The organism is uncultured Leifsonia sp. (assembly GCF_945957465.1).
Classification (GTDB): domain Bacteria; phylum Actinomycetota; class Actinomycetes; order Actinomycetales; family Microbacteriaceae; genus Leifsonia.
Window position 1 is genome coordinate 1 of sequence record NZ_CAMFLC010000040.1, and the last position, 20,192, is coordinate 20,192.

Consider the following 20,192-nt stretch of genomic DNA (forward strand, 5'->3'; position numbering starts at 1 on the left):
CTGGAGGAGTTCGCGGCGCTGGAGCAGCGGCACAAGTTCCTCACCGAGCAGCTGACCGACCTCACGAACACGCGCAAAGACCTGGTGACGATCATCGAGGAGATCGACGAGAAGATGCAGGCCATCTTCGAATCGGCTTTCGCCGACACCGAAGCCGCCTTCGAGCGGGTGTTCCCGATCCTGTTCCCCGGGGGCAGCGGGCACATCGCCCTGACGAACCCGGACGATCTGCTCACCACGGGCATCGAGGTCTCGGTCAAGCCGGCGGGCAAGAAGATCGAGCGGCTCTCGCTGCTGTCGGGCGGCGAGCGCTCACTCGCTGCCGTCGCCCTGCTGATCGCCATCTTCAAGGCGCGCCCCAGCCCGTTCTACATCATGGACGAGGTGGAGGCCGCGCTCGACGACGCGAACCTCGGCCGGCTGCTGACGATCTTCGAAGACCTCCGCGAGAACAGCCAGCTGATCGTGATCACCCACCAGAAGCGCACGATGGAGATCGCCGACGCCCTGTACGGCGTCTCGATGCGTCAGGACGGCGTGTCAGCCGTCGTCGGCCAGCGGGTGGCGCAGGAGAAGGCCTCGGCCTAGGTCCGGAGCCGACGAGCCGCCGGCTCAGATCTCGATCGCTGCGAGCTTCTGGTCGAGCCCGTCGAGCGCGTCGGCGGCCCGCCGCTCGCAGCGCATCGCCAGCCCGATGTGACCGTGCTCGCGCAGCTCGTGCGCCAGCAGCAGGTCGTCCCGGTTGTCGCCGAGCGCCTCCTGGACCGCCTCGGCCGCCGTGGCGAGCCGGACCGCCTTCCGACCGAGGTCGTCGGCGACGGCCTGGGCCGCGTACCGGACCTTCCGCGCCGCCTTGCGCGCCTCGTGCCGTTCCTCGAGGCTGTCCTCGCGCTCCCGGTGCACCCGGCGCACGGCCTTCGCCAGTCCACGGGTCGTGACGCGGCCGGGATGCTCGCGGCCTGCACGACTGAGCGGCGGTTCGGCCGCGAACATCTGCAGGTCGGCCAGCAGCACGCGGACCGTCCGCCCGTGCAGATACGTGATGAGGGATGCCAGGGCGCGATCGTGTTCCGCCCGGGTCGCGGCGACCTCCGCGGACACCACGTCGACCACCTCGACCTCGTCGTCGGCCTCCAGCAGATCCTCCAGTGCGTCCGCCTTCACCTCGAGGTCGCGCACGCGGCCGAGCCGGTCGCCCAGCTGCTTCAGCCGGGAGCGCATGCGCGTCTCGGCGTCGGCGTCGAACGCCGCCCGATAGACGCTCAGGATGCTGCGGAGCCGCCGCACGCGCGTCCGCGCCTGGTGCACGGCGTCTTCCCCGTCGCTCTCGATCGCCACGAGCTGCTCGGCGAGCTCGGCCGACACCGCCACGAGGGAGAACATGCCGCCACCGTACCAACTAGTCTGAGTGTCATGGCAGATCGCACTCCCTGGTCCTTGTCGGGCGCCCTCCGCGGGCTGTTCGCCAAGAAGACCATCGACGAGACCACGTGGGACGATCTGGAAGCAGCGCTCATCACAGCGGACTTCGGCCCCGATGTGACCGAAGCGGTCGTCGACGATCTGCGCGCCAAGGTCGATCGCTACCACACCACCGACCCCGCCGATCTCCAGCGCATGCTGCGCGAGACCATGGAGGAGCGGCTCTCGAAGCTCGACACCACGCTGAAGCTCAGCGAGCGGCCCGCGATCGTCCTCGTCGTCGGCGTCAACGGCGTCGGCAAGACCACCACGATCGGCAAGTTCGCGAAGTTCCTGCGCACCTACGACCGAACGGTGGTCGTCGGTGCCGCGGACACCTTCCGTGCGGCGGCGGTCGAGCAGCTCGCCACGTGGGCCGAGCGGGCCGGCGCAGAGATCGTCCGGCCGCAGCAGCAGGGGCAGGACCCGGCTTCGGTGGCGTTCCAGACGGTCGAGAAGGCGAAGCACGACGGCACCGAGATCGTCATCATCGACACCGCGGGGCGGCTCCAGACCAAGGGCGGTCTGATGGACGAGCTCTCCAAGATCAAGCGCGTCGTCGAGAAGCAGGCGCCGATCGCCGAGGTGCTGCTCGTGCTCGACGCGACCACCGGTCAGAACGGGCTCGCGCAGGCCGAGGCCTTCCTGGAGCACGCGGGGGTGACCGGCCTGGTCCTGACGAAGCTCGACGGCTCGGCCAAGGGCGGCTTCGTCCTCGCCGTGCAAGAGCGCACGGGCCTCCCGATCAAGCTGATCGGCCAGGGCGAGGGCATCAACGACCTGACCGGCTTCACGCCGCACGTCTTCGCGCAGCAGCTGGTCGGATAGGGGCGGAATGGCCATCGAGCACGACTACTTCGGTGTCATCGATGAGACCGCCTCGGGCGGTCTCGCCTGGAACGACACGGTCGAGCTCGCCGATCAGGCGGTGGAGGTCGACCTCCTCGCCGACGACGAGTCCGCTGTCGGCGAGTACGCGCTCGACGCGGCGGCGGCGCTCCTGCAGTCGCTGGAGGGCTTCGATGCCCGCGCGCGCGATGCCCTGATCGCGGAACTGAGTTCGCGGCAGTCGGCGACGACCAGCTACGTCGACGAGCACGTCGACAAGCTGGGGGAGTCGCTCCTGGATCTGCTCGTCTACAACTCCGGCGATATCGCGATCGACGTGTTGCGGTCGCTCCAGCTGTTGTCGGTGACGGTGCAGGCCGATCAGGCGGGGGAGGACGAGGTGTTCGCGACCTTCGACTACTCCATCAGCCCCGACGAGACCGACGCGATCCTGACGGTGTCGTTCGACGTGCGCGGCGACGTCGTCGCCGTCGAGACCCAGGGCTGACCTGCGGGGCCGACGCCCTCGGTCGATGCACGGCGCAGGCTCGGCTCCCGTCCGGCGTGGCCCGGTAGACTTGTCGGATCATGGCTACTTTCGGCTCGCTGTCCGACCGTTTGACGGACACCTTCAAGAACCTCCGCACCAAGGGCAAGCTCACGCCGTCCGACGTGGACGGCACGGTGCGCGAGATCCGCCGCGCACTGCTCGACGCGGATGTCGCGCTCGACGTCGTCAAGGACTTCACGGGCAAGGTGCGCGAGCGCGCTCTCTCTGACGAGGTCAACAAGGCGCTCAACCCCGCGCAGCAGGTCGTCCAGATCGTCAACGAGGAGCTCGTGGGCATCCTCGGCGGCCAACAGCGCCGGCTGCAGTTCGCGAAGCGACCGCCGACGGTCATCATGCTCGCCGGCCTTCAGGGAGCGGGCAAGACCACGCTCGCGGGCAAGCTCGGCAAGTGGCTTGCGAAAGACGGCCACACGCCGCTCCTCGTCGCGGCCGACCTCCAGCGTCCGAACGCCGTCACACAGCTCCAGGTCGTCGGAGAGCAGGCGGGTGTCGCGGTGTTCGCCCCCGAGCCGGGCAACGGCGTCGGCAACCCCGTGAAGGTGGCCAAGGACGCCCTGAAGTTCGCCGAGACGAAGCAGTACGACACGGTCGTCATCGACACGGCCGGCCGTCTCGGCGTCGACGCCGAGCTCATGAAGCAGGCGGCCGACATCCGCAGGGCCACCGAGCCCGACGAGGTGCTGTTCGTGATCGACGCGATGATCGGTCAGGACGCGGTCGCGACAGCCAAGGCGTTCCAAGACGGAGTGGACTTCACCGGAGTCGTGCTCTCGAAGCTCGACGGCGATGCGCGAGGCGGCGCCGCGCTCTCGGTCGCCTCGATCACCGGCCGACCGATCATCTTCGCCTCCACCGGCGAGGGTCTCGACGACTTCGAGCCGTTCCACCCCGATCGCATGGCCTCCCGCATCCTCGACCTCGGTGACATCCTCACCCTCATCGAGCAGGCCCAGCAGGCGTTCGACGAAGAGGAAGCGCGCAAGGTCGCCGAGAAGTTCGCGACCGACAGCTTCACGCTCGACGACTTCCTCAAGCAGATGCAGCAGCTGCGTAACATGGGCTCCATCAAGAAGATGATGGGGATGCTTCCCGGTGCCGGGCAGATGAAGCAGCAGCTCGACAATTTCGACGAGCGTGAGATCGTGCGCACCGAGGCCATCATCCAGTCGATGACCAAGGCCGAGCGCACCACTCCGAAGCTCCTGAACGGTTCGCGGCGTCTGCGCATCGCCAAGGGCTCCGGCACCACGGTCACCGAGGTGAACCAGCTCGTCAACCGCTTCGAGCAGGCCGCCAAGATGATGAAGACGGTCGCCAAGGGCGGCGTGCCCAACGTCCCGGGAATGGGCCCGATCCCGGGTGCCGGCTACGCGGGACGCGGCAAACAGCAGCCCAAGAAGAAGGGGTCCCGCTCGGGGAACCCGGCCAAGCGCGCGGCCGAGAACGCGGCCCTCGCGGCCGGCGTGAAGCCGGGCGCGAGCGGCGCTCCGGCCGGCAGCGGCTTCGGCCTGGCCGGGGGCACGGGTGCCGCGGGTGGTCCGTCCGAAGAGGAACTCGCCGCGCTGCAGCGCTTCATGGGCCGGTGAATCCCGCGCCCACACACGCGAGATGTGACTAATCGCGGAAACTCCGTCCGGGATTTCCGCGATTAGTCACCCCTCGAGGCTAGGAGGTCACGTCGAGCGGCGCGAGGCGGTCTTCGATCGTCTTGGCCACGATGCGTTCGCCCGCCGCGTTCGGGTGGATGCCGTCGGCCTGAACGAGTTCCGGGTGCCCGGCGAGCGGGTAACCGATGTCGAGGAACGTGCCTCCGACGTCCGTGACCGCCTTCTTCACGATCCCGTCGACCACGGCAACCGTGGCAGGCGGCTGGTCGGCGCCCCAGACGGTCGTGATGCCGATGATGCGTGCGCGGGGGAAGGTGTCCCGCAGTTCGCCCAGCAGTTCGTCCGCCGACGACGTGACGAGCTCGGGGTCCTCGGTTCGGTCGTTCCGCGTCGCGGCGATCAGGATGTAGTCGGGGTGGAGGCCGAGTGCGGTGTCGACCTGCTGGCGGTAGGTGTCTCCGTTCCATCCGGACTTGACGAATCCGGAGCCCGAGACCGCCAGATTCGTCAGGGTCCAGCCGTGCTGCGTCGCGATGAGCGCGGGCCAGGCCTCGTCGGGGAGGACGCCCTTGCCGAACGCGATCGAGTCGCCGATCGCGATCACCTGTGGTCGTGCACGGTCCGCGGGGGCCGCGGCGGGCGTGCCTTCCGCAGCGACAGGGCGTGCGGGCGCGGCTGCGGAGCAACCGGCGAGGGCGATGGCGGCGGTGGCGACCGCGACGAGCGCGATCAGTCGGGAACGGGTGGGCACGGAGTGAGGGTAGACCGACGAGACTGACAGATCGCTGTGTTCGAAGCCCGGCGTGTCGTGGCGGGCGCGCCGTGCTCACTGCGGGTGGCGGCGGGACTGGATCCGAACGGCCGAAACGGTGTCGGGGACCTTCCTGCCGTGCAGCGACCGACCCGCGCTGTCGGGATGGATTCCGTCGGCGAGCAGGAGGCCGCCACGTCCCGTGAAGGGTCGGACGGATGAGGTCAGACGAGCCCGTCGATGCGCGAGAGGAACGCGGAGGCGATCGCCTGCTGCCCCTCGAGGGTCGGATGCTCGCCGTCGTCCTGCACGAGGCCGAGTTGGCCGCGATAGGGCTGGCCCAGGTCGATCCAGGTGCCGCCCGCCTCGGTGATCGCCGCGTGCAGCGCATCGTCGAGGGGGGCGAGGTCGCTGTCGCTGGCCTCCCCGGTGAGCGCGTTGTAGCCGACGAGGTGCGCCTTGGGCAGTGCGTCGCTGAGGCGCTCGACTGCTGCGGCCATCGCCTTCGCCACGGTCGCGGTGTCCTGCCCGAGATCGTTGTCGGATGCGCCGATCAGCACGACGTCCGCTTTCGCGGCGATCGCCTGGTCGATCTGGCCGTCGAAGTCCTGGTTGCTGGAGCCGACGGCGACGAAGCCGGCCCCCGGCTCGCTGAAGTTCTCGAGCCCCCACCTCCGGTCGACGGCGACCAGGGCCGGCCACGACTCGAACGGCTCCAGTCCCATGCCCGACTCGATCGAGTCGCCGACGATCGCGACGACGGGGTGGCGGCTGCCGTTCACCGGGGCACCGACAGCGATGCCCGGATCCGACGCCGTCGCGCAACCGCTGAGCGCGAGCGTGCCGAGCAGCAGGGCCGCCAGCGCGGTGGCGAATGCGGCGAGCGGGCGGTGGCGGAGCATGAGTTCGACATTACGTGAAGAGTCTAGGGATCCACTATGCGGAGCTATGCGACGCCTGTACCCTCAGCGCGGTCCGGTGCCGTTCGCCGGGGCGTCCGCACGAGGCCGGAGCGCAGCTCGCGGGTGAGCGAGCTGACGACGGCCTGGAGGCTCCCGCCGTTGGCGTCGGCCACGGCGAGCTGGCGCTGGTAGCTCGCGCCCGTGGCCAGGACGTCGGCGACGGTCGCGAGCTCGGCCGCGCAGCCGAGCCGTTCGGCCGTCTCTCCGAGGTCGTCGACGAGCTCGAGCAGGCAATCGCTCACCAGGCGCTCCGAGCCGTCCGGGGCGACGATGATCTCGGCGTCGAGTCCGTAGCGCGCCGCCCGCCACTTGTTCTCGCGCACGAACCACGGCTGCAGGGTGACCGGTTCCACGCCGTCGTCCAGCCCGCCGGACATCCGGTCGGTGAGGCAGTGGATGAGCGCGGCGACGGCACCCACCTCGTCGGCCGTCGACAAGCCGTCGCACGCGCGCATCTCGACGGTTCCCCACTTCGGAGACGGCCGGATGTCCCAGCGCACTTCGCTGTGGTCCTCGACGACTCCCGTGGTGACGAGATCCTGCACGTACTCCTCGTAGTTCGCCCAGGTCCCGAACTGCCAGGGCAGGCCGGCGGTGGGCAGCTGCTGGAACATCAGCGCGCGATTCGAGGCGTAGCCGGTTCGTGCGCCCGACCAGAACGGACTCGACGCGCTCAAGGCCTGCAGGTGGGGGTAGTAGGTGAGCAGGCCGTTCACGATCGGCAGCGCCTTGTCACGTTCGTCGATGCCGACGTGCACGTGGATGCCCCAGATCATCATCTGCCTGCCCCACCACTGCGTGCGGTCGAGGAGGCGGTCGTAGCGCTCGTTGGGCGTGATCTTCTGGTCGAACCACTGGGCGAAGGGGTGGGTCCCCGCGCACATCAGCTCCACGCCCCGTGGATCGGTGACCTCCCTCGTGAGCCCGATGAGCTCCTGGAGGTCGGCGATCGCCGCCGGCACGGTCCGGTGCACCCGGCTGACCAGTTCGACCGTGTTCAGCAGCAGTTCGTGCGTGATCTGCGGATGCTCGGCGCCGTCCGGCGTGCCGAGCTCGCGCAGGACGTCGTCGGCGATCTGCACCAGGTCGCCGCTCGTCGCGTCGACGAGCGCCAGCTCCCACTCGATGCCGACGGTCGAGCGCTCGGACTCCGCGAAATGGATCTGCATACCGGTCCCATCCGTCCGATCGTCCGCTCTGCCTGTCAGTCGACTGTGCCGATTGTTACTTGCGAGCGCTTTTCTGACAGAATATCTAGTTGAGTTCGACGTGCCCGACCCTCTATCCGGCCCGCCGAACGAACAATAGACCTCCTGCCGCGTGTGCCCCCACGCCCACGGCAGTCAGTTCGACAACGAATCCACCGGAATCCATGCGGTTCCGGACGTCAACACAGGAGAATTGTGGCTGTCAAAATCCGTCTGAAGCGCCTCGGCAAGATCCGCGCTCCGTACTACCGCATCGTCGTCGCCGACTCGCGCACCAAGCGCGATGGTCGCGTCATCGAGGAGATCGGTCTGTACCACCCCACCGAGGAGCCGTCGCGCATCGAGGTCGACTCCGATCGCGCGCAGTACTGGCTCGGCGTCGGCGCCCAGCCGTCCGAGCAGGTGCTCGTGCTCCTCAAGCTCACCGGCGACTGGGGCAAGTTCAAGGGTGACAAGAACGCCGTCTCGACCGTGAAGACCGCTGACGAGAAGGCCGCGTTCGTCGCCGACGAGAAGAAGAAGCCGGTCCTCAAGCCCAAGAAGGACGACACCGTCGCGAAGGCGGAGGCCGTCGTCGAGGCCGAGGTCGAGGCGGAGGAGGCCGAAGAGGCCGAGGTCGTCGCCGAGGCCGAGGCCGTTCTTGATGGAGATTCTGGGACCGAAGAGGCCGCAGAGGCCGACGGCGAGAAGGCGTAACACCTTGCTCGCACCCGCGCTCACGCACCTGGTCAAAGGCATCGTCGACCACCCGGACGACGTGCATGTGGTGGCCAAGGGCTCCCCGCGTGGCGAGGTCCTCGAGGTTCGCGTGAACCCCGAGGACCTCGGCCGGGTCATCGGCCGGTCCGGCCGTACGGCCAAGGCGCTCCGCACGCTGGTGGCCGCGCTGGCCGACGGTCGGCGCGTCCGTGTCGACGTCGTCGACGACTGAGGTGGCCGAGCACAAGCTTCCCCGCAAGGAGGTCGCTCCGCGGCCGGATCAGACCGAGCTGCGCGTCGGCCGACTGACCAAAGCGCACGGCCTCAAGGGCGCGATCAAGGTCGAGCTCTACACGGATGAGCCGCAGCGGCGGTTCGTGCCGGGGGCGGTCTTCACGCTCCAGGTGCCGACGGCTTCTAAGTGGCACGGCAAGACGATCGAGCTCAGCGAACTGCGCTGGTACAACGGTCATCCCGTCGCCTTCTTCGCGGGCGTGGACGACCGCACCGAGGCCGAGACCCTCGTCAAGGCCATCCTCTGGGTCAGCCAGGACGTGCGCCAGCTCCCCGAAGAGGAGAACGCCTGGTACGACCACCAGCTGGTCGGGCTGAGCGCCCGCCGGGACGGTGTCGAAGTGGGGACCATCGCGCGCGTCGACCACCTCCCCGCCCAGGACTTGCTGGTCGTCCGCACCCCGGACGGCGAGGTCCTCGTTCCATTCGTCTCGGCGATCGTGCCGGAGGTGGATCTGGCACGGGGCACCGTCACGCTCACCCCGCCCGCCGGGCTCTTCGAGGAGCTTCCGGATGACGAGCCGGCCTCCGCCACGGATGACGATACGGGCGTCGACGGGGATGCCGAGGCGGCATCGGGCGAGAGCACCGATCCGGAGAACGGCGAAGGCTGACCGTGTCCGCGTACGTGATCGACTCCTCCGCAGCCGTCGAGCTCGCGGCGGCCGGTTACGTCCCGGCTGCAGGCGACTCCTTGCTGGCCCCGACGCTGCTGCGCTCGGAGGTTCTGGCGGCCCTGCGCCGCGAGGTCGCTTCCGGCGGCCGTGACGAGAAGGCTGCGCGCGCTCTGCTCGCCGCGGTGGACCGTCTGCCGGTCCGGCTGCTGGGCGACCGGGTGCTGCGCAAGACCGCGTGGCGGCTCGCGGGGGAGCTCGGCTGGCCTGAGACCTTCGCCGCCGAGTACGTCGCGCTCACCGTGCTCCACGGTGACGCGCTCGTCACCGACGAGCCCGACCGGTATGCGGGCGCCCCCATCGCGCTGCGCACGGGCGCCGACCTGCTGCGTTCCTAGGCACTACAGCGAGCCGGTCGCCCCGACGATCGCGACTCCGCGTGCGCGGAGGAGGCGCACATCAGCGTCGAGCGCCGCGAGGAGTCGTTCGTGGGTGCCGACGATGTGACGGTGGATGCTGTCCGCCGCGGCGTCGCCATCGCGCGCCGCGAGCTGATCGATGATGGTCCGGTGCTCCTCCCACGCGGTACGCCGCGCGTCGGCCGTGCGCACTTCGAGCCAGCGGGTCCGGGCGAGGCGGGTCATCGCCGACGCGACGGTGTCGGCGAAGAAGTGGTTGCCGCTGAGCTGCGCCAACTGCACGTGGAAGTCGGCGCCGGCAGCGACCGCGTCCTCGTTGCGGCGGTCCGGATCGTAGGTGCCCAGGGCGTCCCGCGCGGCGGCGAGTGCTGCGTCGGTCGCCCGGACGACGCTGAGGCGCACGCCCGCACTCTCGACGGCGTCACGCAGCTCGCTGAGCCGGGCGATCTCACCGAGGTCGATGGGGGAGATCTCCCAGGCGCGACCGTCCCGGCGAACGAGCCCCTCGGCCTCCAGGCGCATGAGCGCCGCTCGCAACGGGGTGCGAGAGGCCCCGAGCTCGGCTTCGAGGCCGCGCTCGGTGATCCGGGAGCCGGGGACCCGGTCCAGGTCGAGGATCGAGGAGCGCAGACGCTCGTACACGTGGGGCTGCTCGGGCATCGGACTCCTTTTGGTGTACCAGCTTGGTATACCGCTAGGGTATACCGCATGAGCGATCCGACGCGAGCAGCCATCCGGGACGGCCGAACACCGCGACCGTGGCTCATGCTCGCCCTCGGCGTGGCAGGGCAGGCGAGTTCGACCGTGTTCGTCTCCACTCCGGCCTTCCTGATCCCGCTGTTGCACACCGAGCGCGGGCTGAGTCTCGCTCAGGCGGGTTTGCTGGCGTCGGCGCCCACACTCGGCCTGGTGCTCTCGCTGATCGCCTGGGGTGCGCTGAGCGACCGGATCGGGGAGCGCTGGGTGATCTCCGCCGGGCTCGCCCTCACGGCCGCCGCTGCGGTCGCCGCCATGTTCGTCTCGTCGTACGTCGCGCTGGGCGCCCTGTTCCTCGTCGGCGGTATGGCGGCAGCCAGTCCCAACGCGGCGAGCGGGCGCGTCGTCATCGGCTGGTTCGCCAAGGAACGACGCGGGTTGGCGATGGGAATCCGGCAGATGTGCCAGCCCCTGGGAGTCGCGATCGCGGCCGTCAGCGTCCCGCTCCTGGCGGCGTCGGGTGGCATCCCCGCCGCCCTCGCGGTGCCCGCCGTGCTGTGCGGTGTGTCGGCAGTGCTCTGCGCGATCGCCATCGTCGACCCGCCGCGCCCGCCGCGCACGGCCGCCGACGGGGAGACGGCCCACCCGCACGCTTCGTGGCGCCCGTACCGCGAGACATCGTTGCTCTGGCGGATCCACATCGTCTCGATGCTGCTGGTGGTGCCCCAGTTCACCGTGTCGACGTTCGGCCTGGTCTGGCTGGTCACCGAGTTGCACGTCGGCTCGCTCGCCGCGGGCATCGTCATCGGCGCCAGTCAGTTCGCGGGCGCCGTCGGCCGCATCGGGATCGGTGTGCTGAGCGACCGTGTCGGCAGCCACCTGGTGCCCTTGCGCTGGGTGTCGCTCGCCGCGGTCGCCGTCATGCTGCTGATGGGCGCCGCGTCGGCTTTCGGCTCGGTCGCGGCCGCGGTGATCCTCATCGCTGCGGCCGTCGTGACGGTGGCCGACAACGGCCTCGCCTACACCTCGGTCGCCGAGATCGCCGGGCCGTTCTGGTCGGGCCGTGCCCTCGGGGCGCAGAACACCGGGCAGTTCCTCGCCGCGTCCGTGGTCGGCCCGGCGGTCGGCGCGCTCATCGGCTGGGTCGGCTTCCCGCTCGCCTTCGCAGCGGTGGCCGTCTGCCCGGCGGTCGCCGCCCCGCTCGTGCCGCGCGACCGGGAGCTCGCCGTCGTCCCCGAATAGACTTCCCTCCATGCGCATCGACATCGTCACGATCTTCCCGACCTTCTTCGATGTGCTCGACATCTCGCTCCTGGGCAAGGCGCGACAGTCGGGGCTCATCCGTCTGGGCGTCCACGATCTCCGCGACAATACGCACGACCGGCACCGCACGGTCGATGACACGCCCTACGGCGGTGGGGCCGGCATGGTGATGAAGCCGGAGCCGTGGGGGGAGGCACTCGACGGCATCCTCGCCGGTGCGGCCGACCCGCTGCTCATCTTCCCGTCGCCCGCCGGGGAGGTCTTCACGCAGGCGATGGCGCGGGAGCTCTCCGCCGAGTCCCACCTCGTCTTCGGCTGCGGACGCTACGAGGGAATCGACCAGCGCGTGTTCGACGAGTACTCGGGGCGCGTCCGAGTGCGCCTGGTGAGCGTCGGCGACTACGTGCTCAATGGCGGAGAGGTCGCCACGATGGCGATGATCGAGGCGATCGGCCGACTCATCCCGGGCGTCGTCGGCAACCCCGAGAGCCTCGTGCAGGAGTCGCACGAAGACGGGCTGCTGGAATACCCCTCCTACACGAAACCGGCCCGATGGCGCAGCCACGACGTCCCGCCCGTGCTGCTCTCCGGCAATCACGGCGCGATCGAGGCGTGGCGACGCGAGCAGTCGCTCGCGCGCACGGCGCGGGTGCGACCCGACCTGCTCCCTAAGGAGCGCTGAGGACGAGCGGGCCGGTCTCCGTGATCGCGACGGTGTGCTCCGAGTGCGCGCCCCGCGAACCGTCGGCCGAGCGCAGGGTCCAGCCATCCGGGTCGGTGAAGATCTCGTCCGTGGTCTGCAGGAACCACGGCTCGATCGCGATCACCAGCCCGGGTCGGAGCGGATAGCCACGACCGGCGCGCCCGTCGTTCGGGATGTGCGGGTCGCCGTGCATGGTGCGCCCGACCCCGTGGCCGCCGAATTGCGTGTTGATCGAGTAGCCCTCCGCGTGCGCGACGGCGGCGATGGCCGCAGAGATGTCGCCGACGCGGCCGCCGGGCTGTGCGGCGGCGATGCCGGCCGAGAGCGCGCGTCGGGTGGTCTCGATGAGTCGCAGGTCTTCGTCGCGCGCGGTGCCGACCACGAGGCTGACGGCGGAGTCGGCGACCCAGCCGTCGACACTCGCCGCGAAGTCGAGGCTCAGGAGGTCGCCGTCGCGCAGCCGGTAGTCGTGGGGGAGTCCGTGCAGCACGGCGTCGTTCACGGACGTGCAGATGACCTTGCCGAAGGGGCTGGCGCCGAACGAGGGATGGTAGTCGATGTAGCACGATTCGGCGCCGCGCGACCGGATCAACTCGTGGGCGATGGCGTCGAGCTCGAGGAGATTGACCCCCACCCGCGCCGCCGCCGCGGTCTCGGCCAGCACCTCGGCGACGAATCGTCCCGCCGGCCGCATCTGCTCGATCTCGGCGGGTGTCCTCAGCTCGATCACGTGGTTCCTCTCTCGCTCCTTCGCGCTCCAGTCTTCCACGCTCGCGGGCGACCCCGGCCCGCCGATCGGCGAGCGGCGGCGCGACGAGGTCCGCTTGCGGCGAACCTGTAGCCGCCGCACAGCCCCGCGACGCTACGCTGAACGCGTGATCATCCGCAAGGCGTTCTACTGGTGGCTGTTCCCCTCGGCCGTGATCCTGCCGGTGTGGCTGCTGATCGGCTGGGCGGCCTTCCACCAGGGCAGCGGGTGGTCGTTCCTCGGCCTGCTCGTGCTATGCCCGATCCTGTTCGTGGCTCTGCTCGCCGTCGGCGGGATCATGATGGCGCGCAAGAGCGTGCGTGACGCGCGGGCGGTGTCGTGGTACGACACCGGCCTCCTCGCCGGCTGGAGCGCCTCCATCATCGCGTTCGGCTTCTTCCCGCCCGGAGCGACCGGTTGGCTCGCCGTCCTCGGCGTGCTCTTCTTCCTCGGACTCTTCTGGGTCGGGCTGTGGGAGCTTGTGACCGAGACACGTGCCCGCGTGCAGGTCTCGTACGCGGCCTATCAGCGCGCCGCTCATCCGGAACAGGTCGACCGGCCCGAGAGCGCACCGGTGAACGACGACGCGGACGTCATCATCATCGAAGAGCGCCGCGAAGACTGAGGTCGCGGCCGGCCTTCCGACTCTGCGGGCAGGTCGACCGATCGACGAGGGCCGTGACGTGATTCGGCCCCGCGGAGCGGGGCGCCGCGGGGCCGGTCTCGTCAGATGCCGGAACGTCGGAGCTCGCGGGCGGGAGTGTTGCGGCCCGCCTGGATCACCGGCCGTGCAATGGCGACGAACATCAGGACGATTCCGAGTGCCAGGACGAACGGGACGGGAACCAGGGGGAGGAACGGGTTCGCGACGATGACGTCCCCGGTCGCTGTGGGTGTCCTCGACGGAGTGAAGAGGAAGGGCAGCGCCACGAGCAGCGAGATGATCCCGGCGGTGACGATGACGATGAGCGCTTCGAAAGCTGCGGCAGCCAAGGTCGTCGAGCGAGTCGCTCCGGAGATCGTGAGGAGCGTGGTGTCCCGTCGCCGGTGACCTGTGGTCATGATGATCGTCGCCGCGCCCGCGAAGAGGACGAGACCGAGTGGCGCTCCGAAAAGTGCGATCGCCATGACCGCGAACTGAGGGTCGTTCCACATGCCGGCGACTCCCGTCAGGACGCCGAGCCCGGCAGCGACGACCATCAAACTGATGCCGGCGTGACTGCGGGTCACGTTGTACTTCGCCGATTCGCATGCGACGTACCAGCTCGTCATCCGCCCAGGGACAAGCCCGATCCAAAGGCGCATGACGCGCTCCGATATCCACGGAGCGGCGAACAGGAACGCGCCCATGATGAGCATCTGGCCGAGGGCCAGGAGTCCGACCGGCGCGATCGCCATGAGCACCGTCGAGGCGAGGGAGACGACGGCGCAGACGATCGCGAGGACGATGCGGGTGGTGGACAGCGGGGCGTTGACGATCTCCGGTGTGCGGATGGCGGCGAGAATCGGGGTGCGGCGTGCCTTCCGAGCTGCGCCGAGCGCACTGAGGATCACGACGGCCATGAACACCGCGAACGCGACGGAGAACTCGAACACCCCGAGGGTCACCTCGCGGATGGGCTCGGCCTCCGTTCGGATCGGTGCAGAGAGCGTGTTCAGGAACAGGTTCAGCGTCGGCGCGGCGAGGACCAGCGCGATGCCGAATGCGACGATCCCGAGAGTCGTGGCTTGGAGGAGGACGACGGACCGGATGGTCCGCGGCCCGACCCCGGCGAACTGCCACAGTGCGTATCGGGGACGTTGAAGGTCGACGACGTAGGTGAGCAGGATGTTGAGCGCGCCGATGACGACGGGCGCGTTGAAGCCCATGTAGATCAAGGCGTGGTTGACCAGTCCGCCGGGATCCTGGTCTTCCGGCATGGCGGCCGCTGTCGAGAAGTCGCCGGCGCAGACGCAGGCGATGAGCGCGGCGAACACGGCGACGACGAAGGCGCCGCTCCAGAGGCGCCAGGCGACGAGGAGTTCGGTCGTGACGAGCTTGAGGGTCATCGTGACACCCGCGCGCTCTCGACGGCGTCGAAGACCTGGGTCGCCGTCGGGCTGACGAGCTCTCCGTGGATCTGCCCGTCGCGCATGACGAGCACCCGGTCGCCGACCGCGGCCGCTTCGAGATCGTGCGTGACCATCACCACGCTCCTTCCGTCTGCCGTGTACTCGCGCAGCAGCGCGAGTACACGGCTCCCGGACTCCGAGTCGAGGGCGCCTGTCGGTTCGTCCGCGAACAGCAGAGACGGACGCGTCGCCAGCGCTCGGGCGATGGCGACTCGTTGCTGCTGGCCGCCCGACAGCTGTCCGGGGCGCCGACCGGACACCTCTCGCAGGCCGACGGAGTCCAACGCGGACATCACGGAACGCCGATCGACATTCCCGCGGGACATCCGCATGGCCAGCGCCACGTTGTCGAACGCGGTGAAGGCCGGAATCAAGTTGTACGACTGGAAGACGAACGCGATGTTGTCGCGTCGGAACGCGGCCGCCTGGTCGAGGTCCAGCTCTCCGATGGCTGTTCCGGCGATCGTCACGGTGCCTGTAGAGACCGCATCCAGCCCGGACATGCACTGCAGAAGGGTGGACTTGCCCGACCCGCTCGGACCGACGATGGTCACCATCTCGCCCTGCCGGACACTCAGCGAGACTCCCCTGAGAACGTGGATCGGCTGGGAGCGCCGATCGCCGCCGAACGACCGCGTGATCCCGTCCGTTTCGAGAATGGTGTTCATGTATCGAGCTCTCCGATCTGGTATGACGCCCTGATTACTGGTATTTATGATGTCTGTTTCCTCGATGGGATGGCATCCTCCCAGGGATGTAGAGTTGCGAGCGGCAGCGGTGCAGCTCTCCGAGAGCGTGCTTCCTGCTTTGGCAATCAGGCCGAGGGCATGGCAGAATGGATCTTCGTGCCGCCGCCAGGCTCTGCCGCAGGGGAGCCAGCATCTCGAGCGCGCACGCCCCAATCGAATCCCGGCCGCTCCGCCTGCGCTGCAGCGCGCGGCCCCGAGTCCGTCCCCGACCTGCCGGCGGGTACAGAGAGCGAACAGCAATGCACATCCTCGATCAGGTGGACGCCGCGTCCCTCAAGCAGGACATCCCCGCGTTCCGCGCCGGCGACACCGTCAAGGTGCACGTCAACATCATCGAGGGCAGCCGCTCTCGTATCCAGGTCTTCCAGGGCGTCGTGATCGGCCGCTCGGGAGAGGGCGTCCGCGAGACCTTCACGGTCCGCAAGGTCAGCTTCCAGGTCGGCGTCGAGCGCACGTTCCCCGTGCACTCCCCGGTCATCGACCACATCGAGGTCGTCACCCGCGGTGACGTCCGCCGCGCCAAGCTGTACTACCTGCGCGAGCTGCGCGGCAAGAAGGCGAAGATCAAGGAGAAGCGCGAGAACTGAGCGTTTCGCGCACACCCTCCACGGAGCTCCCGGTCCTACACTGGACCGGGAGCTCCGTCGTGTGAGCGGCCGGGACGAGACGTAGGGCGAGCGAATGACGGATGAGACGCTGCCGAGGCGCTCGGCCGGGCGGGCGCGCAGCCGCCGCGGCGTCCTACTCTTCCTCCGCGATGTGCTCGTGGTCGTCGTGATCGCGCTCCTCGTGGCCTTCCTGATCAAGACCTTCGTGATCCGTTCGTTCTACATCCCCTCGGGCTCGATGGAGAACACCCTCCAGATCAACGACAAGATCCTGGTCAACGAACTTCAGCCGTCGGTGTTCGGGCTGACCCGCGGCGATGTCGTGGTCTTTCGCGATCCCGGGGGCTGGCTGCCGCCGTCGCGACCTGTGGCACGCGATCCGTTGGGGCAGGCGGCGGACACCGCCCTCACCTTCGTAGGGCTCTCCGCGTCCGACAGCGACGATCATCTGGTGAAGCGCATCATCGGGCTGCCGGGAGACCACGTGGTCTGCTGCGATACGGCGGGGCACCTCAGGGTCAACGGCACGCCGATCGTCGAGCCGTACATCCAGCTCCCGCCCGGTCGGAAGAACGCGGCGACGCTGGCGTTCGACGTCACTGTGCCGAAGGGTCGGCTCTGGGTGATGGGAGACAACCGCTACGACTCGCAGGACTCCTCGCGCAACCAGGCGCTCCCGGGCCATGGGTTCGTACCGCTCGACCACGTCGTCGGCCGCGCCGTGGTGATCAGCTGGCCGGTGAACAGATGGACCTGGCTCGACGACTATCCTGAAGCCTTCCGGGCAGTGAAGGAGAACTCGCAATGATGACCCCGGTCACGCCGTCGCTGCGCTTCGAGAAGGCGCTCTACCGCGACGGTGTCACGTCCATCGTGGCGGTCGACGAGGTGGGGCGGGGAGCCCTCGCCGGCCCGGTAGCCGTCGGCATGGTGGTCATCGACACGGCCGTCAAACGCATCCCGCCGGGGCTGCGCGACTCCAAGCTGCTGCCCGAACCGGTGCGGGAGGCGCTCGAGCCTGCCTGCCGCCGCTGGTCGCTCTTCCACGCCGTGGGGCTGGCGTCGGCCGAGGAGGTCGACGCGCTCGGGATCATGCGCTGCCTCGGGCTCGCGGGAGCCCGCGCCCTGGCGAGTCTGGAAGAGCAGGGCGCCGACGTGCGCGAGAGCACCCTCGTCCTCGACGGCAATTACGACTACCTCAACCCGGCCCTGATGCGCCCGGCGCGTGTCGTCACGCGGATCAAGGCCGACCGGGACTGCGCGTCCGTCGCCGCCGCCTCCGTCATCGCCAAAGTTCACCGGGACCGCCTGATGATCCAGCATCACCAGGACTATCCGGGATACGGCTGGCTGAGCAACAAGGGGTATTCGACGCCGGAGCACTTCGCCGCGATCGCGGAGCTCGGCCCCAGCGCACTGCACCGGTTGACGTGGCTCAAGGACCTCCAGACCCTCGACATGCCGACAGAGGCCGAGTCGCAGCTAGACTTGTCGAACGATGGATGAGGACGAGTTCGACGACTACGACCGCGAGGTCGAGCTGGCTTTGTATCGCGAATACCGGGACGTCGTCTCGCAGTTCAAGTACGTGATCGAGACCGAGCGCCGCTTCTACCTCGCGAACGAGGTGGAATTCGTGCGGCGTGACACGGAGCACGACTTCTATTTCGAGCTCACGATGAACGACGTGTGGGTGTGGGATGTCTACCGCGCCGACCGGTTCGTCAAGTCGGTCCGCGTGCTGACGTTCAAGGATGTCAACATCGAGGAGCTCTCGAGCAAGGAGTTCGAGCTCCCGAAGGAGTTGGCGCTCGACGAGTGAGCGACTGGTCCTCCACAGCGGCGTGATCCGCCGACTTCTCCACTGATTTACCCGGCCCGGCTTCGCCTCCGATCCTCTCCGGCCACTCTGGTCGTGGGAGGACATATGGCAGAGAAGGATCGGCTGGGTCGCGAGGGGGAGTCGCTTGCGGCACGCTGGCTGGAAGAGCACGGGTACACCGTGTTGCATCGCAATTGGCGCTGCGCGGCAGGAGAGCTCGACCTCATCGTCCGTCACGGACGCACGACGGTCTTCGTCGAGGTGAAGACGCGCAGCTCGACCGCCTACGGGCATCCGTTCGAGGCGATCACGACCACCAAGGCCGCTCGGCTGCGTCGACTCGCAGCGGAGTGGTGCCGCGCGCACGGCCCCGTTACGGGCGCCACCCGCATCGACGCGATCGCCGTTCTCTGCACCCGCGGCGCGGAGCCGACGGTCGAGCACCTGGCGGGGGTGGCCTGATGGCGGTGGCACGCACCTTCGCCGTCGCCCTCACCGGTGTGCGCGGCGACATCGTCGAAGTCGAGGCCGACATCTCGGCCGGGCTGCCGGCCTTCGTGCTCATCGGGCTGCCGGATGCGGCGCTCGGCGAGTCGCGCAAGCGCGTGTCCGCGGCGGCGACGAACGCGGGATGCGCGCTCACGCAGCGCAAACTCACCGTCAACCTGTCGCCGGCTTCGCTGCGCAAGCAGGGCTCGGGGTTCGACCTGGCGATCGCGGTCGCCGCGCTGGCGGCCTCCGGTGAGATCCCCGCGGAGGCCGCCGCGACGGCCGTGCATCTCGGTGAGCTGGGGCTCGACGGGCGCCTTCGGCCGGTTCCCGGCATCCTGCCGGCCGTGCTCGCGGCACGCGACGCGGGCTTCCGGCGCGTGGTGGTCCCGACCGCCAACGCGGACGAGGCCTCCCTCGTGGCGGGCATCGAGGTCGTGCCCATCGTCGGGCTCCGGGCAGCGGCCATCCTGCACGGCGCCGAACTCGATCCCGTCGACGAGCACCCGGTTCCGCTGGCGGACGATGTCGCTGTGACCGCGCCCGAGCCCGACATGGCCGACGTCTCCGGCAACGACGAGGCGGTCGACGCGTTCGTCGTGGCGGCCGCCGGCGGTCACAACGTCTCGATGGTCGGGCCACCCGGAGCGGGCAAGACGATGCTCGCGCGGCGCCTGCCGTCGTTGCTTCCCGACCTGACCGCGGAGCAGGCTCTGGAGTCCACCTCCATCCGTTCGCTCGCCGGACGGGGAGTGGGCGGCGCGCTGGTGCATCGGCCGCCGTTCGAAGCCCCGCACCACACGGCCTCGGCCGTGGCCCTGGTGGGTGGCGGGAGCACGCGGCTCGTCCCCGGCGCGATCGTGAGAGCGACGAACGGGGTGCTGTTCCTCGACGAAGCAAGCATCACCTGGATACGACACAGCAGGCGCTAGCATCGCCCCATGGGATTTCTCGACCGCTGGCGGCGCGGCAAGGGGACGCAGCCGAAGCCTCTCGGTGCGGCGCTTCAGCCTGGCCCGGCGTCTATCCGCCAGGTGACGATACAGAGGCCGGGCGGCGTCGTGGAGCATGTCGCCGTAGATGATGATGGAAAGACGCTCGACGACTGGGCCATGGAGATGCGCGCGAAGACGCCGCGCGTCTCGGGGGGCGGCCGATCGCGGAAGGTCACGATCGACGAGCGATCGCTCAACGTTCGCGATCTGCGCGAAGTGCCTTCCGTCCGGATGCGTATCGTCGGCTCGGCCCATTGGGTTTCCGACTCGGCACGCGCGACTTACGGCGGAACGGAGTATCTCCTCGTCCGCGAGCCGACGAACACTCACGACTCGTCGGCTGTTGCTGTGTACGGCGGCGGTCGGAAGGTCGGATATCTCTCAGCCGCGAAGGCGGCATCGCTGGCGCCGCTGCTCGACGCGATGGGCGCAGATGCATATCGGGTGGGAGGAACATCGGTGCTCGGTAACTCGATCCGGCTCTGGGTCGACGTTCCACGGGTGCCGGACCTCCGAGCCGTCGCGAGAACCGGTCGTGATGAATCAGACATCGGCGGTTGAGAGCTCCTGGCGTGTCTAGACCGCCAGGTCCG

The 20,192-nt window shown here is 69.1% G+C and carries 26 protein-coding genes; 18 read left to right on the top strand and 8 right to left on the bottom strand.

What is annotated here, in order from left to right:
- Positions 1-588, top strand: a 588-nt coding sequence (locus tag Q0Q23_RS15340; RefSeq protein WP_295125853.1) for an AAA family ATPase, incomplete at its 5' end; no start/stop codon positions are given.
- A 24-nt stretch (positions 589-612) separates the two neighbouring features.
- Here Q0Q23_RS15340 and Q0Q23_RS15345 read toward each other — a convergent pair.
- Positions 613-1,383 carry a CHAD domain-containing protein gene (locus Q0Q23_RS15345; protein ID WP_295125856.1) on the bottom strand — a complete coding sequence of 257 codons (771 nt, stop codon included), beginning with the start codon at positions 1,381-1,383 and terminating at the stop codon, positions 613-615.
- Positions 1,384-1,413: 30 nt separating this feature from the next.
- On the opposite strand from Q0Q23_RS15345, the gene ftsY reads away from it, so the two are divergent.
- The 3 genes from ftsY to ffh all read left to right on the top strand — a co-directional run bounded on the left by ftsY (position 1,414) and on the right by ffh (position 4,446).
- Entirely contained in the window at positions 1,414-2,289 is an 876-nt protein-coding gene (gene ftsY / locus Q0Q23_RS15350) for a signal recognition particle-docking protein FtsY (protein WP_295125859.1), read from the top strand.
- Between the two features lie 7 nt (positions 2,290-2,296).
- Complete coding sequence (locus tag Q0Q23_RS15355) at positions 2,297-2,797, top strand: DUF2004 domain-containing protein (protein WP_295125862.1); 501 nt, start codon at positions 2,297-2,299, stop codon at positions 2,795-2,797.
- An 80-nt stretch (positions 2,798-2,877) separates the two neighbouring features.
- A complete protein-coding gene (gene ffh, locus Q0Q23_RS15360; protein WP_295125865.1) occupies positions 2,878-4,446 on the top strand; it encodes a signal recognition particle protein in 1,569 nt (522 codons plus the stop codon).
- A 79-nt stretch (positions 4,447-4,525) separates the two neighbouring features.
- Here ffh and Q0Q23_RS15365 read toward each other — a convergent pair whose 3' ends face one another.
- From Q0Q23_RS15365 to Q0Q23_RS15375, 3 genes are all read right to left on the bottom strand, one after another.
- Positions 4,526-5,218: an SGNH/GDSL hydrolase family protein gene (locus tag Q0Q23_RS15365; RefSeq protein ID WP_295125869.1), complete on the bottom strand. Its 693-nt coding sequence runs from the start codon at positions 5,216-5,218 to the stop codon at positions 4,526-4,528.
- Between the two features lie 224 nt (positions 5,219-5,442).
- Entirely contained in the window at positions 5,443-6,120 is a 678-nt protein-coding gene (locus Q0Q23_RS15370; RefSeq protein ID WP_295125872.1) for an SGNH/GDSL hydrolase family protein, read from the bottom strand.
- Between the two features lie 44 nt (positions 6,121-6,164).
- Positions 6,165-7,349 (bottom strand): glutamate--cysteine ligase, encoded by a 1,185-nt coding sequence (locus Q0Q23_RS15375; protein ID WP_295125877.1) that lies wholly within the window; start codon positions 7,347-7,349, stop codon positions 6,165-6,167.
- 234 nt (positions 7,350-7,583) lie between these two features.
- On the opposite strand from Q0Q23_RS15375, the gene rpsP reads away from it, so the two are divergent.
- From rpsP to Q0Q23_RS15395, 4 genes are read left to right on the top strand one after another with little or no spacing between them, the layout of a single operon-like run.
- The gene (gene rpsP / locus Q0Q23_RS15380; protein WP_295125880.1) at positions 7,584-8,084 is read left to right on the top strand and encodes a 30S ribosomal protein S16; all 501 of its coding nucleotides are present in this window, start codon (positions 7,584-7,586) and stop codon (positions 8,082-8,084) included.
- A gap of 4 nt (positions 8,085-8,088) precedes the next feature.
- A complete protein-coding gene (locus Q0Q23_RS15385; RefSeq protein ID WP_055920003.1) occupies positions 8,089-8,319 on the top strand; it encodes an RNA-binding protein in 231 nt (76 codons plus the stop codon).
- 1 nt (position 8,320) lies between these two features.
- A complete protein-coding gene (gene rimM, locus Q0Q23_RS15390) occupies positions 8,321-8,995 on the top strand; it encodes a ribosome maturation factor RimM (protein WP_295125886.1) in 675 nt (224 codons plus the stop codon).
- Positions 8,996-8,997: 2 nt separating this feature from the next.
- On the top strand, positions 8,998-9,393 hold the full coding sequence (locus Q0Q23_RS15395; protein ID WP_295125889.1) for a type II toxin-antitoxin system VapC family toxin: 396 nt from the start codon (positions 8,998-9,000) through the stop codon (positions 9,391-9,393).
- Positions 9,394-9,396: 3 nt separating this feature from the next.
- On the opposite strand, the gene Q0Q23_RS15400 is transcribed toward Q0Q23_RS15395, so the two are convergent.
- On the bottom strand, positions 9,397-10,074 hold the full coding sequence (locus tag Q0Q23_RS15400) for a GntR family transcriptional regulator (protein WP_295125892.1): 678 nt from the start codon (positions 10,072-10,074) through the stop codon (positions 9,397-9,399).
- A gap of 48 nt (positions 10,075-10,122) precedes the next feature.
- On the opposite strand from Q0Q23_RS15400, the gene Q0Q23_RS15405 reads away from it, so the two are divergent.
- On the top strand, positions 10,123-11,352 hold the full coding sequence (locus tag Q0Q23_RS15405; protein WP_295125895.1) for an MFS transporter: 1,230 nt from the start codon (positions 10,123-10,125) through the stop codon (positions 11,350-11,352).
- A 10-nt stretch (positions 11,353-11,362) separates the two neighbouring features.
- Complete coding sequence (gene trmD / locus Q0Q23_RS15410) at positions 11,363-12,055, top strand: tRNA (guanosine(37)-N1)-methyltransferase TrmD (RefSeq protein WP_295125898.1); 693 nt, start codon at positions 11,363-11,365, stop codon at positions 12,053-12,055.
- Here the strand turns inward: trmD and map are convergent.
- Positions 12,042-12,806, bottom strand: a complete 765-nt coding sequence (gene map / locus Q0Q23_RS15415; protein WP_295125901.1) for a type I methionyl aminopeptidase — start codon at positions 12,804-12,806, stop codon at positions 12,042-12,044. The genes trmD and map overlap by 14 nt on opposite strands.
- Positions 12,807-12,951: 145 nt before the next feature.
- Between map and Q0Q23_RS15420 the strand changes: the two genes are divergently transcribed.
- Complete coding sequence (locus Q0Q23_RS15420; RefSeq protein ID WP_295125904.1) at positions 12,952-13,449, top strand: hypothetical protein; 498 nt, start codon at positions 12,952-12,954, stop codon at positions 13,447-13,449.
- Positions 13,450-13,550: 101 nt separating this feature from the next.
- Here the strand turns inward: Q0Q23_RS15420 and Q0Q23_RS15425 are convergent, their stop codons facing one another.
- Both Q0Q23_RS15425 and Q0Q23_RS15430 read right to left on the bottom strand, forming a co-directional pair.
- Complete coding sequence (locus tag Q0Q23_RS15425) at positions 13,551-14,873, bottom strand: hypothetical protein (protein ID WP_295125907.1); 1,323 nt, start codon at positions 14,871-14,873, stop codon at positions 13,551-13,553.
- A complete protein-coding gene (locus Q0Q23_RS15430) occupies positions 14,870-15,604 on the bottom strand; it encodes an ABC transporter ATP-binding protein (protein WP_295125910.1) in 735 nt (244 codons plus the stop codon). Before Q0Q23_RS15430 ends, Q0Q23_RS15425 begins: the two co-directional genes overlap by 4 nt.
- A 320-nt stretch (positions 15,605-15,924) precedes the next feature.
- On the opposite strand from Q0Q23_RS15430, the gene rplS reads away from it, so the two are divergent.
- The 7 genes from rplS (at position 15,925) to Q0Q23_RS15465 (ending at position 20,160) form a co-directional block, all read left to right on the top strand.
- Positions 15,925-16,272 carry a 50S ribosomal protein L19 gene (gene rplS / locus Q0Q23_RS15435; RefSeq protein WP_295125914.1) on the top strand — a complete coding sequence of 116 codons (348 nt, stop codon included), beginning with the start codon at positions 15,925-15,927 and terminating at the stop codon, positions 16,270-16,272.
- 94 nt (positions 16,273-16,366) lie between these two features.
- A complete protein-coding gene (lepB, locus tag Q0Q23_RS15440; protein WP_295125917.1) occupies positions 16,367-17,101 on the top strand; it encodes a signal peptidase I in 735 nt (244 codons plus the stop codon).
- The gene (locus tag Q0Q23_RS15445) at positions 17,098-17,799 is read left to right on the top strand and encodes a ribonuclease HII (protein ID WP_295125920.1); all 702 of its coding nucleotides are present in this window, start codon (positions 17,098-17,100) and stop codon (positions 17,797-17,799) included. Before lepB ends, Q0Q23_RS15445 begins: the two co-directional genes overlap by 4 nt.
- A complete protein-coding gene (locus tag Q0Q23_RS15450) occupies positions 17,792-18,115 on the top strand; it encodes a DUF2469 family protein (RefSeq protein WP_018190696.1) in 324 nt (107 codons plus the stop codon). The genes Q0Q23_RS15445 and Q0Q23_RS15450 overlap by 8 nt, the downstream gene beginning before the upstream one ends.
- Positions 18,116-18,220: 105 nt before the next feature.
- Complete coding sequence (locus Q0Q23_RS15455) at positions 18,221-18,577, top strand: YraN family protein (RefSeq protein ID WP_295125931.1); 357 nt, start codon at positions 18,221-18,223, stop codon at positions 18,575-18,577.
- On the top strand, positions 18,577-19,536 hold the full coding sequence (locus Q0Q23_RS15460; protein ID WP_295125934.1) for an ATP-binding protein: 960 nt from the start codon (positions 18,577-18,579) through the stop codon (positions 19,534-19,536). Before Q0Q23_RS15455 ends, Q0Q23_RS15460 begins: the two co-directional genes overlap by 1 nt.
- 9 nt (positions 19,537-19,545) lie before the next feature.
- Positions 19,546-20,160, top strand: coding sequence for an HIRAN domain-containing protein (locus Q0Q23_RS15465; protein WP_295125938.1), 615 nt, complete (start codon positions 19,546-19,548; stop codon positions 20,158-20,160).
- Positions 20,161-20,192 lie beyond the last annotated feature (32 nt).

Bases quoted from the DNA above. Each gene is read 5' to 3' on its own strand.
- trmD (WP_295125898.1), top strand. From the start codon at position 11,363: ATGCGCATCGACATCGTCACGATCTTCCCGACCTTCTTCGATGTGCTC.
- Q0Q23_RS15445 (WP_295125920.1), top strand. From the start codon at position 17,098: ATGATGACCCCGGTCACGCCGTCGCTGCGCTTCGAGAAGGCGCTCTAC.
- Q0Q23_RS15455 (WP_295125931.1), top strand. From the start codon at position 18,221: ATGGCAGAGAAGGATCGGCTGGGTCGCGAGGGGGAGTCGCTTGCGGCA.
- Q0Q23_RS15460 (WP_295125934.1), top strand. From the start codon at position 18,577: ATGGCGGTGGCACGCACCTTCGCCGTCGCCCTCACCGGTGTGCGCGGC.
- Q0Q23_RS15370 (WP_295125872.1), bottom strand. From the start codon at position 6,120: ATGCTCCGCCACCGCCCGCTCGCCGCATTCGCCACCGCGCTGGCGGCC.
- Q0Q23_RS15345 (WP_295125856.1), bottom strand. From the start codon at position 1,383: ATGTTCTCCCTCGTGGCGGTGTCGGCCGAGCTCGCCGAGCAGCTCGTG.
- ffh (WP_295125865.1), top strand. From the start codon at position 2,878: ATGGCTACTTTCGGCTCGCTGTCCGACCGTTTGACGGACACCTTCAAG.
- ftsY (WP_295125859.1), top strand. From the start codon at position 1,414: ATGGCAGATCGCACTCCCTGGTCCTTGTCGGGCGCCCTCCGCGGGCTG.
- Q0Q23_RS15400 (WP_295125892.1), bottom strand. From the start codon at position 10,074: ATGCCCGAGCAGCCCCACGTGTACGAGCGTCTGCGCTCCTCGATCCTC.
- Q0Q23_RS15375 (WP_295125877.1), bottom strand. From the start codon at position 7,349: ATGCAGATCCATTTCGCGGAGTCCGAGCGCTCGACCGTCGGCATCGAG.
- lepB (WP_295125917.1), top strand. From the start codon at position 16,367: ATGACGGATGAGACGCTGCCGAGGCGCTCGGCCGGGCGGGCGCGCAGC.
- Q0Q23_RS15430 (WP_295125910.1), bottom strand. From the start codon at position 15,604: ATGAACACCATTCTCGAAACGGACGGGATCACGCGGTCGTTCGGCGGC.
- Q0Q23_RS15465 (WP_295125938.1), top strand. From the start codon at position 19,546: ATGGGATTTCTCGACCGCTGGCGGCGCGGCAAGGGGACGCAGCCGAAG.
- Q0Q23_RS15405 (WP_295125895.1), top strand. From the start codon at position 10,123: ATGAGCGATCCGACGCGAGCAGCCATCCGGGACGGCCGAACACCGCGA.
- Q0Q23_RS15355 (WP_295125862.1), top strand. From the start codon at position 2,297: ATGGCCATCGAGCACGACTACTTCGGTGTCATCGATGAGACCGCCTCG.
- Q0Q23_RS15425 (WP_295125907.1), bottom strand. From the start codon at position 14,873: ATGACCCTCAAGCTCGTCACGACCGAACTCCTCGTCGCCTGGCGCCTC.
- Q0Q23_RS15450 (WP_018190696.1), top strand. From the start codon at position 17,792: ATGGATGAGGACGAGTTCGACGACTACGACCGCGAGGTCGAGCTGGCT.
- rplS (WP_295125914.1), top strand. From the start codon at position 15,925: ATGCACATCCTCGATCAGGTGGACGCCGCGTCCCTCAAGCAGGACATC.